This window comes from Pseudonocardia aurantiaca (genome assembly GCF_039526725.1).
GTDB classification, from domain to species: domain Bacteria; phylum Actinomycetota; class Actinomycetes; order Mycobacteriales; family Pseudonocardiaceae; genus Pseudonocardia; species Pseudonocardia aurantiaca.
The window spans coordinates 167,770-180,191 of the sequence record NZ_BAAAJG010000029.1 but is presented as its reverse complement, the minus strand read 5'-3'; the positions used below and the strand labels follow the sequence as shown (position 1 = coordinate 180,191).

Sequence of the window (12,422 nt, the reverse complement as noted above, 5' to 3'; positions counted from 1 at the left end):
GAGCGCAGCCCCTCAGAGCCGCGGGTCGACCGGCTCCGACTCCAGCGCCAGCACCGCGAACACGCACTCGTGCACGCGCCACAGTGGCTCGCCGCGGGCCAGCCGCTCCAGACCCTCCAGTCCCAGCGCGTACTCGCGGAGCGCGAGCGAGCGTTTGACGCCGAGCTTGCGCTGCCGCAGCCGGTCGAGGTGGGCGGGGTCGGTGTAGTCGAGCCCGTAGATCAGCCGCAGGTACTCCCGCCCGCGCACCTTCACACCCGGCTGCACGAGGCCGCGGGTGGCACGCACCAGGTTCGCCATCGGCTTGACGACCATGCCCTCGCCGCCGGCCCCGGTCAGCTCCTCCCACCAGGACGTACCCGCCGCGACCGAGGTCTCGTCGGTGGTGTCGACGACAGCCGTGCGGGTGCGGCGGAAGAGCACGGGGTCGGCCGCGCACAGGCGGTCGGCGACGGCGAGGTGCCAGTCGTGCGGGCGGTCGTGGAAGGTGGCGCCTTCGGCCGCGAGCACCTGGAACGGCGCGAGCTGCACACCTGCCAGGCCGTCGGTGGGCCAGCAGTACCGCCGGTAGACCTCCCGGAAGGCCCGGCTGTCTGCGGTGCGGGAGGTGACGCGCGCCGCCAGCTCGGCGACGTCGACACCGCGGGCGGACGCGGCGGCGAGCGCCGAGCCCGCCGCCGTCAGGCCCGCCTCGGCGGCCGCGCCTACCGACGCGTACTGGTCACGGACGAGCGGCCCCGCCTTGGCGCTCCACGGCAGCAACTCGGCGTCGAGCAGCAGCCAGTCCGTCGCCAGCTCCTCCCAGAGCCCGGCGACGGTGATGGCGGCTCCCGTGCACGCCAGGAGGTCACCGGTCAGCGCCTGCGGAAAGAACTGGCGGCCGGTGCGCGTGACGACCACTCCCGGCCCGTCCACCCCGAACCTGCGCGCGCCCCCGTCCCTGGTCACGAGGACCACGGCGCGCGAGCCCATGTGCTTCTCCTCGCACACGACCACCTCCACGCCGGCGGTGCGGAACCCGGCGAACGCCTCGGCCGGGTGCTCCAGCACGCCCTCGCGCGCCGAGGTGGCCGTCGGCGCCATGGTCGGCGGCAGGTAGACGAGCCACCGCGGGTCGACGGCGAACCGGCTCATGACCTCCAGCGCGGCCGCTGCCTGCTCGGCCCGCACCGTGATCGTGCCGTGGTGGCCGGTGCCGACCTGGCGTTTGCCGGCGACGTCGCCGATGTCGAGCACGTCCGGCTCGCGGGTGACGGGCGCCGGGGCCGCGGGCACCAGCGGCCGCTTCGGCTCGTACCAGGTGCGCTCGGCGGGCACCGCGACGACCTCGCGCTCCGGGTAGCGCAGCGCGCTGAGCTTCCCGCCGAACACGACCCCGGTGTCCAGGCACATCGTGCCGTTGACCCACTCGGCGTCCGGGGTGGGCGTGTGCCCGTAGAGCACTGTGGCGGAGCCGCGGTAGTCGTTGGCCCACGGGTAGCGCACCGGGAGGCCGTACTCGTCGGTCTCGCCGGTGGTGTCGCCGTAGAGCGCGAAGCTGCGCACCTTCCCGGACGCCCGGCCGTGGTAGCGCTCCGGCAGCCCGGCGTGCGCGATGACGAGCCGCCCGCCGTCGAGGACGTAGTGCGCCACCAGCCCGTCGCAGAAGGACAGCACCTCCTTGCGGAACTCCTCCGGCTCGGCGGCGAGCTGGGCCAGTGACTCGGCGAGCCCGTGGGTCACCCGCACGTTGCGCCCGGAGAGCGCGCGCGCCAGCTTCTGCTCGTGGTTGCCGCAGACGCAGATCGCGTCGCCCGCGGCGACCATGCCCATCACCAGTCGCAACACGCCGGGCGTGTCGGGGCCGCGGTCGACGAGGTCGCCGACGAACGCCGCCCGCCGCCCTTCCGGGTGCCGCGCGCCGTCCGGGCGGCCTCCGGCGTCACGGGTGAGCACGTACCCCAGCTCGCCGAGCAGGGTCTGCAGCTCCGATCGGCAGCCGTGGACGTCGCCGATCACGTCGAACGGGCCGGTGTCGCCGCGCCGGTCATTGAGAAGCGGCTCGACCTCGATCGTCGCGGCCTCGACCTCCTCCGGCGTGCGCAGCACGTGCACCCGGCGGAAGCCCTCCTTGGCCAGGTTGCGCAGCGAGCGGTGCAGCTCGCCGCGCTGGCGGCGGATCACGTGCGACCCGAACTCCCGGTCCGGACGTGCGTCGTTCCGCTCGCGGCAGAGTGCCTCGGGCAGGTCCAGCACGATCGCGACCGGCAGCACGTCGTGCTCGCGGGCGAGCGCGACGAGCGGCGCCCGCGACTCGCGCTGCACGTTGGTGGCGTCCACCACCGTGACGCGGCCTGCCGCCAGCCGCTTACCCGCCACGAAGTGCAGCGCCTCGAACGCCGGCCCGGTGGCCGACTGGTCGTTCTCGTCGTCGGCGACCATGCCGCGGAACGCGTCGCTCGAGAGCACCTGCGTCGGCGCGAAGTGCGTGCGGGCGAACGTCGACTTGCCGGAGCCGGAGACCCCGACGAGCACCACCAGCGCCATGTCCGGGATCGTCAGGACCGTCATCGCGCGACCTCCTGCCGGTCGAACACGGCCAGCTGGGTCGGCGGGCCCACCTCAGGGTCCTCCGCGCCGACAGGCAGGAACCGCACCGCGTACCCGCGCCGCCCGGCCACGCCGGAGGCCCACTCCCGGAACTGCGCCCGCGTCCACTCGAAGCGATGGTCGGCATGGCGCTTACCCTTACCCGCCCCGCCGGCTTCCATCCCCCGGCTTCGACCTGCTTCGAGCGCCTCGAACCGCACGTTGTACTCGACGTTCGGGGTGGTCACGACCACCGTGGCGGGCCGCGCGGCCCCGAAGACGGCCTGCTCCAGTGCGGGCAGCCGCTCCTCGTCGACGTGCTCGATCACCTCCATCAGCACCGCCGCGTCGTAGCCTGCGAGGCTCGCGTCGGTGTAGGTCAGCGCGGACTGCCGCAGCGTGATCCGCTCGCGCTGCCGCTCGCCCATCCGGTCGAGCTGCAGGCCGCGCGCGGCCACCTCCAGCGCCCGCGCCGAGACGTCGACCCCGACGATCTCGGTGAACGACGGCTCGGCCAGCAGATCCCGCAGCAAGGCGCCGCCACCGCAGCCGAGGTCGAGGACCCGGCGGGCGCCACTCGCGCGCAGCACGGCGAGCACCGCGACCCGCCGCTGCACCGCGAGCGGCTCCGGCCGCCCCGGCTGCACGGCGACCACCGGCTCGGCGAGCGCATCGACGTCGGTGTCGTCGGCGTCGGCGAGCCGCTCCAGCGCTGTGGCGACGTAGGCCCGGCGGTGAGCCAGATACCGCTCGCTGATCATGGCGCGCTCGGGGTGCGCGGCGAGCCAGCCCGCACCCGCGCGCAGGAGCTTCTCCACCTCGTCCTCGCCCACCCAGTAGTGCTTGGCGCCGTCGAGCACGGGCAGCAGGACGTAGAGGTGGGTGAGCGCGTCGGAGAGCAGCAGCTCGCCGGTGAGCACGGTGTCCAGGTAGCGCGAGTCCCCCCAATCGGGCACCTGCGGATCCAGCGGCACCGGGGTGGTCGAGACGTCCCAGCCGAGCGGGGTGAACAGGCGCCGCACCAGGTCATCGCCGCCCCGGCAGGAGAGCGTCGGGATGCGGACGGTGAGCAGGATCGGCGTGGCCGCCAGCTCAGGACGTGCGGCGCAGCGGCCCTTCATCGCGGAGGAGAACACCGAGCTGATCGCCACCGCTAGCATCGAGCCGGCGGCGTAGGGGCGGTCGTTGACGTACTGGCCGAGCGTGAACGCGTCGGAACGGCCGCGCACGAGCGTGATCGGGTCGACCTCCAGCAGCAGCGCGGCCGTGCACTCGCCGGGCTCGGCGCGTGGGTAGAACACGTGCGCGGTGCCTGCCGTCACCGGGAAGCTCTGCGCCCGGTCGGGGTGCTTGTGCAGCAGGAAGCCCAGGTCCGTGGCCGGCTCGGCGGTGGTCGTCAACGTCAACAGCACGGCCTGAGTCTGCCGGAGCACGGGAACACCCCGCCCCCGACTTCCGCCGCTCCCGAACGGGTGGGCTTACGCCGCCGCCTCCCTTGCCGCCGGCAGGGCGCGGAGGACCGCTCTCGCGACCGCGTCGTTGTAGCGCAGGCTCTGAGCGTTCATCCCGGGCCGCGTGAAGGCGCCCGCCACCTTCACCGTGGTGTGCGGGCCCACCGCGAACAGCCGCGGGTGCACCCGCCCCGCCGCGTCCACCACCGCCCCGTCGGCCGGGCGCACCCGGATCAGGCCGGTGTTGCGCAGCACCGTGCCGTCGGTGTCGGTGAGCACGTCCTCGCTGACCACCCCGTCCCGGACGAGCGCGGCGAGCAGCGGGTCGCCCGTGCGGGACGCGCTCGGCTCCGGCAGCCGCGCGTCCACCAGCACCCGGGCGGTGACGGGCGGCGCGCCTTCCAGGGTGGCGCTGCCCGCCCGGAACTCACCGTCGGCGACGTCCACCCACATGCCGGCGCCGAGGAAGTCGACGAACCCGGCCCGCGACAGCGCGAGCAGCTCGCGCACCCGGAACCCGGGAGGGCCGCTCGCCACCGAGTTGAAGAAGCCCTGCCACCAGGCGAGGTCGAACGCTCGCGAGCGCTGCGAGAGCACGCCCGACCCGGCGAGACGGGTGGTCTCCCCGTAGACCGACAGCATCGCGACGAACGCCCCGAGGTGTGGCGTGTGGGCCGGGTCGACGTGCTGGCGCAGGTCCTCGGCGATCCGCTCGCGCACCAGCGGCTGCAGCGCGGCGAGGTCGCGGGCGCGCAGGCCGTCGAGGGGCCGGTCGAGCGCGGTGAAATCGATGCGGTCGACCGGATCCGGCACGGCGTCGGCGAGAAGCGCCGCCATCGCGGGCGAGTCCCAGTCGAGCTCGGCGTACCGCGCGGCGAACTCGGCCCACGGCACCCGGACGCGGCCGGGGTGACCCAGGAACAGCTCGTGGTACCAGCCCCAGGCGATCTCCTTGGCCATCAGCGGCCACGCCTGGTCCCGCAGCTCCACAGGCCCACCGGAGGCGATCAGCGCGTCGACCACGTCCGGCCCGAAGAACCGCGGCAGGGGCGGCCGGTCGGCGCGAAGGGCGTAGTGGGTCTTGGAGTGGTAGGTCGCGCCACGCGGCGACCCGGCCACCAGTCGCGGCTCGGCGCCCGACGGCACGTAGCGCAGCCCGTCGCCGTCGGGTTCGAACCGCCCGCCGCGGCCCTCGAACAGCAGCACGACCAGGTCGATGAAGGCCAGCCCGAGGCCCCTCACCAGTACGGTCTCGCCGGGCTTCAGCACCGAGAGGTCGGAGTCGGTCGTCTGCTCCGGCGGGAGGTAGCGCAGGCCCAGCTCCGCCGCGCGCTCCACGAGCGCCTGCTCGCCGGGTGTCGGTGCGGCGTCGAGATGCCCGGACGCCAGTACCACCACGTCCACCAGCAGCGGCGGGGCGCCTTCGAGGTGCAGCACCTGCGTCGGGCCGTCCTCCGTGAGCCCGGTGGCCCGCGTGGCGTGGAGGTGCACGCGCACCCCGGGCGGCAGGTCCGCGATCACCTCACGCAGCACCCAACCCAGGTAGGCGCTCTGCAGCCGCCTGCTCGGGAACGTCGACGCGGTGACGGCAGCCAGCTCGGCGGCCAGCTCGGGACCGACGCCCTCCGGTGGGAGCGCGGGCGGCTCCCCGAAGTCCTGCAGGTGCTGCGCCCACTCCCAGAACGAGGGGCCCGGCCGGATCGGCCCGTCGCAGACGACGGACGAGTCGGTGAACATCGTGACGTCGGCCGCCATCGAGTTCATCGCGAGCAGCGGCGACTGCTGGTGCCGCCAGATCCGCCCGGCACCGGCGGGGTAGGGGTCGACCAGGTGCACGTCGAGCGGGCCACCGGCGGCCAGCAGCTCCGGGGCGCTCGCGCCGATGCGCTCCAGGATGCCGACGCCGCGGGGGCCGGCTCCGACGATCGCGATGGCAGGCGACACAGTGCTCCTCTCGAGGCGGGACAGAACAGGCGGTCCCGGAACCTCAGAGCGCGGCGCTGGTACGGCACAGGTCGACATGCCACCGGCGCACGAGCTGCATCCCCACGCCTCGACTGTAAGCGGCGCCGCCCCACGGCACACAGCCTCCGAGACTCGGCACACACCCCCTTCGGGGGTCATTCGTACTGGTGAGAGCCGTTCCCCGATCGGCTCTAAATTGATCGTTTCCCATCGCGTCCCAGGTCGTTGTTGGATTGCAGGCCCGGCTGCACCCGGAGCCGGGCGACGAATTTCGAGGGGCGGGGATCACACTGCGTAGCGGCCTGATGCGGCGGGCCGTCACCGCGGTCGCGCTGGCGTGTGCGCTGGCCGTGGCGGCGGCGACACCTGCCCTCGCCGTCGACAACCCGTCTCCCCGGTACTACACCGGCGACGGCACGAGCGACGAGTACGGAGGGCCGGGCCTCGTGTGGTCGGGTCCGGCCGACTACGGGCCAGGGCGCAGCGGCGACCAGGACGACGAGGCGTTCGCGCTCGGTGGCCGCGGCCACCTGGCCGCCGACGACGCGAGTGAGGGCAACTTCGGCACCCGCCCGTTCACGTTGCGGTTCTCCGCTCGTTTCTCCGGAGCAGGCGGCGCGGACGAGCAGGTGCTCAGTAAGCGCGCAAGCTGCCGCCCCGGCAGCTTCCTCGACGTCCGCACCCGCGACGGGCAGGTGTTCGCGGAGCTGCGGGGCGCGGGGAACAGCGGCGTCGGCGTGCTGCACCCGGCGAACGTCCACGACGGCCAGTGGCACATGATCTCCGTGAGCCGCGACGGCAGCGCGCTGTCCGTTGCGGTGGACGGCGAGACCGTCAGCAAGCGCGCAGGTGGCGTGGTCGACCTCGACAACGCCGCGCCCGTCCGGTTCGGCGACGGGCCGTGCGTCGGCGACAGCGTGACCAGAGCCTCGATGCTCCTCGACGACGTCTCCTACGGCCCCGGCGTGCTCCCGACGGAGCAGCCGCTCGTGCCGGGGCTGCCGCTCGGCGGACCCGCGCTCGGCTCGATCCTCGGACCTGGCTCGATCCTCGCCCCGGGCGACTCCGATGACGACTCCCGCTCGGCGTCCGGTGACGCGGCCGAGACCCGCTCCGCGCCGAGGTCGAACGTGCACGACAGCGCGAACGCCGAGGCGGTGCCCGTCCCGGCGCAATCGCCTGCCGAGCGCTCGGGGGTCGAGCCCGCCCTGGCATCCGCTGCCGACCCCGCCGCGCCCGCGACCCCGGCCCGGCGTGCCCCGACCACCGCGGTCGGCTTCCCCGCCGACTCCGGCGCCGCAGTGGGCATCGCCGCGGCGGTGCTGCCGGGAGCGGGGGACGCCGCGGACCGCTCGATGCAGTCGGGGCTCGACTGGACCGGCGCCCTCGTCCCGCCGCAGGACGTGCGCGGTCCGGCGCCCGCAGGCCCGCTGCCGGTCGAGCCACCGGCGGCCGAACCGCTCGTGCCGAGCCCGCCGGCCCCACTCTCGCGCGACGCACCGGAGTACGACCGCGGGATCGCGGCCGTCTCGTTCGCGGACGCGCTGCGTTCCCCGGCCGAGGTGCGCTGGGACCTCGGCGCCATCGCGCAGAGCCTGCTGCTCACGCTCGGGCTGCTGGCCGTGCTCGCTCTCCCGGTCGGTGCCGTCAACAGCACGGCCGAGGCCAACGCGCGCCGGATCGGCGCGGCGCTGGCGCGGCTTCGGGTGCCCGCGGTCATCGCGTGGACCGAGCGGCTGCCCCTCGCCGCCGCTGTGACCGCGGTGGCCGCCACGGGCGCGGTGCTCTACGCCTTCCTCGAGCCGGCGCTCTGGTTCGACGAGTCCTCGCTTGCCCTCGTGCTCGGGCTGGCGCTCGCGTTCCTCGTGATCACAGTGGCGCAGCAGGTCCCGCGCTCGGCGTACATGGACCAGTGGTGGGGCATCCGCGGACAGCTGTCGCTGTTCCCCGGTTTCCTGCTGCTCGGGCTCGCGTGTGTGGTGGCCTCCCGGGTGTTCGGGCTCGAGCCAGGGCTGATCCTGGGCACGCTCATGGCGTTCGGCACGGCCAAGGCCCTGCGCCCCGACGAGGAGGGCCCGGCCGTCGCTGTGTCGGCCGTCAGCCTCTCGGTGGTGGGGCTGATCGCATGGTTCTCCCGGGACGCGGTGGTCGCCGCGGCGGGCGCGCGGGGCTCGTTCCTCCCCGACACCCTCGACGCCGCGCTCACCGCCGTGGCCGGGGCGGCCGCGGGGAACGTGGTGTTCATGCTGGTGCCGCTCGGGTTCCTCGACGGCGCGGCGCTCTTCCGCTGGTCGAAGGTCGTATGGGCGGTGCTCGCCGGGATCGGCGCCTTCGTGTTCGTGCACGTGCTGCTGGCCGCGTCCTCCGACGCGGGCGCGCTCGCCGGGCGCTCCACGTTCCTGGCCGTGCTGGTGGGCGCCTACCTGCTCGCCGCGGCGGCGTTCTGGGCGTGGTTCCACTACCGCACGGAGCCCGCCACAGCGGTGCGCCGGGAGCGCGAGCTCGTCGGCTGACTCCTACCGGCGCGTGCAGCGGTTCACCAGTTCGGCCAGCGCGGCCACGACCTGCGGGAACGCTGCGGTGGCCGGGCCGTCGGGCTCGGTCAGGTACAGGTCGCGGCGCAGCTCCACCATCAGCGAGAGCACCCGCTCGTCGCTGCCGTAGTGGGCGAGCGGGACGTAGGTGCCCGCGAACGGGGAGTTGAGCCCGACCGTCCCGAGCGGGGCGAACACCTCCAGCGCGGCGGCGACGAGCCACGCCGGGGTGTGCGCCGGGTCGGTGCCGAGACACACGGCGGGCCGCTCGCCGTCGGCGTGCAGCTCGTAGGGCAGCGGCGCCGACGGGTAGGAGTGCACGTCCAGCAGTACGGCGTGACCCGTGGCCGCGAGCCGGGCGTCCACCGCCGCGCGGACGGCCTTCCCCCACGGCTCGTAGAACGCGGCGAGCAGCGCGTCGCGGTGGGCGGGGTCATCGGCCCGGATCGGCTGGCCGCGCGTGCCCCGCGTGTACACGGCAGGCATCCCGGCGGCGGCCATCTCCTCCCGCTCATCGGGGAACCGCTCGGGGTCGACGACGAACCGGGACACCGGATTGACCAGCATCCACGGCCGGACGGCTGCCCGGTCCGCGGCCGCGGCCGCGATCTCGTCCGTGCGGTGGTCGGTCAGCGCCGCTACTTCGGCCGCCAGCTCGGCGTCGTCGAGCACGATGTGCCGCCGGGTCCAGGCCGGGATCTCGGTCCCGGCGTGCGGGACGTGCAGCAGCACGGGGCTCGTGGGATCGCCGGACCCAGTCTGGTTGACGGCCCGGGCACCTGGTGTTGGAGTGGAGGACATGACCATCCGGGTTCCGCTGGTGACCCGCCCGCACGTCGACCTCGGTCGCGTCTGCTCGGCGGCGTGTCCGGGCTGCTTGGAGGGTGCTGAAAAGCTCCGGCCGTAGCGAGCGGCGTCCAGGTGGCCGCATCGCAAGGCGGAGGAGAGGCCCGATACCGCTGTTGTATCGGGCCCGACGACAACGCCGCGAGGTGGTCGCCTGGGCGTCGCGCAGTAGGCCCGAGCTTTTCAGCGCGCTCCCTAGCCCAGACACCCACTACCACCCCGTAAGGACCCACCATGCCCGTCGAGTTCCTTGGAATCGGTGCCACCAACAACGGCACCGAGACCACCCCGCGCTCCGGCCCCGCGTTCGACAAGGAGTACACGCTCGCGCTGGCCCGTGCCCACGAGGACACCGGCTGGGACCGCGTGCTCACCGCGTACGGCTCGGGCAGCCCCGACCCCGCGCAGGCTGCGGCGCTGATCGCCTGCCGCACCGAACGGCTCCAGCTCCTGCTCGCCCACCGCCCGAACGTCTCGTACCCGACGTTCGCCGCCAAGACCGTCGCGACGCTCGACCAGATCAGCGACGGCAGGCTCACCCTGCACGTCATCACCGGCGGCAACGACCACGAGCAGCAGCGCGAGGGCGACACGCTGCCCAAGGACCTCCGCTACGACCGCACCCGCGAGGCCATCCAGATCTTCAAGAAGGCCTGGACCTCCCGCGAGCCGTTCGACTTCCACGGCGAGCACTACGACTTCTCCGACTTCGTGCTCGACGTCGAACCGGCACAGAAGCCGCGCCCGCTGATCTCGTTCGGCGGCTCGTCGCCCGCCGCGTACAAGGTCGGGGCCGAGGAAGCCGACATCTACGCGCTGTGGGGCGAGCCGCTCGCCGGCACCGCCGAGCAGATCCGCACCATCACCGGGCTGGCCACTGCCGCCGGCCGCCCGGCACCGACGTTCCAGGTGGCGTTCCGCCCCATCCTCGGCCGCACCGAGGAGGAGGCCTGGGAGAAGGCCTACGCCACCGTCGCCCGCATCCAGGACCTGACGAAGGGCGGCACCGCGCCGATCACCCGCCGCCACAAGCTCACCGACCCGGAGAACGCCGGGTCGCAGCGGCTGCTTGCCGTCGCCGAGCAGGGCGAGCGCCACGACCGCGCGCTGTGGACGGTCACGGCGAAGGCCACCGGCGGGGCGGGCAACTCCACCGCGCTCGTCGGCACACCGGAGACGGTCGCGGCCGCGCTGATGGACTACTACGACCTGGGCGTCCGCATCCTTTCGGCGCGGGGCTACGACCTGCTGGCGGACGCCGCCGAGTTCGGCCGCGAGGTGATCCCGCTGGTGCGGGCGGAGGTCGCGAAGCGCGATGCGGAGCAGGCGCGGAACGCCGTCCCGGCCTGACCCGGCTGGTTACCGGGCCGGCGCACCGTCAGGCGGCCGGGCGGGTGCGCGGGCGGGCGGTGGCGCCGCCCGTGCCCCGACGCGGGGGAAGGGGCGTGCTGCGCACCCACTGGCCGTCGGCGTCGCGCTCGAAGGCGTCCAGCAGGTCACGCAGGGCGTCGCGGGTGGTCCGAGCGCCCAGGTCGACCTCGGCGAAGCGGCCGTCGAGCATCAGCTGGGCGAGGGTGCTGCGCGGGCGGGGAGCGGCCGTCTGCGTGACGAGCCAGTCCTCGAACGTGATCACGAGTGAGACCTCCGGGCGGGGAACGGACCGTTCCACGGTGCCATCGCGCTCCCGCCGCCGCTCCCACCTGTGACGCATCCGGTGGCAGGGAACTAACGCAGTACTGCCTGCGTCTGCGTCACCCGGGCCGCCAGCGTCCCCGCCGCGTCGCGCAGGTCCGTGTCGAGGACGATCACCGTGCGCCCGACCTTGAGCGGACGCGCGACGGCCTCGACGTGCCCGGCCGTGACGGGGCGCAGGAACTGCGTGTTCGACGAGGTGGTAGCCGTCCCGGTGGCGCCGTCCGGGAGGTTGAGCATCGCGCACCAGCCGCCCGCGGCGTCGGCGAGCGCCATGAGCGCGCCACCGTGCATCAGCCCGCCCGTCGTGCAGCGTGTGGCGTCCCAACCCAGGAACAGCACCACCTCGTCCGGACCGGCCTGCACCGCGGTGGCCCCGAGGAGTGCCATGAACGGCATGGCGGCGTGCATCTGTGCGGTGAGCTCGTCGGTGGCTGTCATGCGAGCACCATGGCCCGGCCGCCGACGCCGGTCCATTACCCCCGAGGTCATCGAACGCGGACACACCGGCGACTAGCGTCGCCGCCATGACCACAGCGACCGCCACCGCCACCGCATTCGGGTCGCTCCTGCGCGACTGGCGCCAGCGCCGCCGGCTCACCCAGCTCGACCTCGGCCTCCAGGCCGACGTGTCGGCCCGGCACCTCTCCTTCCTGGAGACCGGCCGGTCCAAGCCGAGCCGCGAGATGGTGCTGCTGCTCGCGGAGGAGCTGGACGTGCCGCTGCGCGGGCGCAACGAGCTGATGATGGCGGCCGGGTACACCGCGGCCTATACGCAGCATTCACTGGATGACGCGGAGCTGGGCGAGGTGCACCGCTCCCTGCGCCGTATCCTGACCGGCCACGAGCCCTACCCCGCCGTCCTCGTGGACGGCTCGTGGAACATGCAGGCGGCGAACCGGGCAGTCGCCATGCTCACCGAGCTCGTGGACCCCGAGCTGCTCATCCCGCCCGTGAACGTCCTGCGGGTGAGCCTGCATCCGCGTGGGCTCGCCCCGCACGTCGCCGACCTGGAGGAGTACGCGGCACACCTCGTGTCGCGGGTGCGCAGGCAGGCCGAGCGGGCAGCCACCACCGGGCTGCGGGTGCTGCTCGACGAGCTGGTCGGCTACTGCCGCGCCGCCGGGCTCGATCCCGCGGCGCACCCGCGCGACCGGATCGTGCTGCCGCTGCGGCTGCGCCACCCCGACCAGGAGCTGACGTTGTTCTCGACGGTCGCAGTGCTCGGGGCGCCACTGGACGTCACGCTCGACGAGATCGCGATCGAGAGCTTCTTCCCCGCAGACGACGCGACCAGCTCTTACCTGCGAGAACGCTTCGGCTGAAACTCCGTCTCCTCACGGGCCGAGATCAGGAACGATGGGCG

General features: G+C 73.9%; 9 protein-coding genes. 3 read left to right on the top strand and 6 right to left on the bottom strand.

The window, feature by feature from the left end:
• Positions 1 to 12: 12 nt before the first annotated feature.
• The 3 genes from ABD143_RS36595 to ABD143_RS36585 form a co-directional block, all read right to left on the bottom strand.
• Positions 13 to 2,550, bottom strand: coding sequence for a polynucleotide kinase-phosphatase (locus ABD143_RS36595; RefSeq protein WP_343987909.1), 2,538 nt, complete (start codon positions 2,548 to 2,550; stop codon positions 13 to 15).
• Positions 2,547 to 3,980 (bottom strand): 3' terminal RNA ribose 2'-O-methyltransferase Hen1, encoded by a 1,434-nt coding sequence (locus tag ABD143_RS36590; RefSeq protein ID WP_343988565.1) that lies wholly within the window; start codon positions 3,978 to 3,980, stop codon positions 2,547 to 2,549. Before ABD143_RS36590 ends, ABD143_RS36595 begins: the two co-directional genes overlap by 4 nt.
• Before the next feature lie 66 nt (positions 3,981 to 4,046).
• Positions 4,047 to 5,963: an FAD/NAD(P)-binding protein gene (locus tag ABD143_RS36585; RefSeq protein ID WP_343987906.1), complete on the bottom strand. Its 1,917-nt coding sequence runs from the start codon at positions 5,961 to 5,963 to the stop codon at positions 4,047 to 4,049.
• A gap of 326 nt (positions 5,964 to 6,289) precedes the next feature.
• Here ABD143_RS36585 and ABD143_RS36580 point away from each other — a divergent pair, with 326 nt between their 5' ends.
• Positions 6,290 to 8,497, top strand: coding sequence for an FGLLP motif-containing membrane protein (locus ABD143_RS36580; protein ID WP_343987902.1), 2,208 nt, complete (start codon positions 6,290 to 6,292; stop codon positions 8,495 to 8,497).
• Between the two features lie 3 nt (positions 8,498 to 8,500).
• Here the strand turns inward: ABD143_RS36580 and ABD143_RS36575 are convergent, their stop codons facing one another.
• Entirely contained in the window at positions 8,501 to 9,319 is an 819-nt protein-coding gene (locus ABD143_RS36575; protein WP_343987899.1) for an N-formylglutamate amidohydrolase, read from the bottom strand.
• A gap of 279 nt (positions 9,320 to 9,598) precedes the next feature.
• Here ABD143_RS36575 and ABD143_RS36570 point away from each other — a divergent pair, with 279 nt between their 5' ends.
• Positions 9,599 to 10,714: an LLM class flavin-dependent oxidoreductase gene (locus tag ABD143_RS36570; protein ID WP_343987896.1), complete on the top strand. Its 1,116-nt coding sequence runs from the start codon at positions 9,599 to 9,601 to the stop codon at positions 10,712 to 10,714.
• 28 nt (positions 10,715 to 10,742) lie between these two features.
• Here ABD143_RS36570 and ABD143_RS36565 read toward each other — a convergent pair whose 3' ends face one another.
• A complete protein-coding gene (locus ABD143_RS36565; RefSeq protein WP_343987893.1) occupies positions 10,743 to 10,997 on the bottom strand; it encodes a hypothetical protein in 255 nt (84 codons plus the stop codon).
• Positions 10,998 to 11,089: 92 nt separating this feature from the next.
• A complete protein-coding gene (locus tag ABD143_RS36560; protein WP_343987890.1) occupies positions 11,090 to 11,497 on the bottom strand; it encodes a PaaI family thioesterase in 408 nt (135 codons plus the stop codon).
• 86 nt (positions 11,498 to 11,583) lie between these two features.
• Here ABD143_RS36560 and ABD143_RS36555 point away from each other — a divergent pair, with 86 nt between their 5' ends.
• Positions 11,584 to 12,381, top strand: a complete 798-nt coding sequence (locus tag ABD143_RS36555; protein WP_343987887.1) for a helix-turn-helix domain-containing protein — start codon at positions 11,584 to 11,586, stop codon at positions 12,379 to 12,381.
• Positions 12,382 to 12,422: the final 41 nt, after the last annotated feature.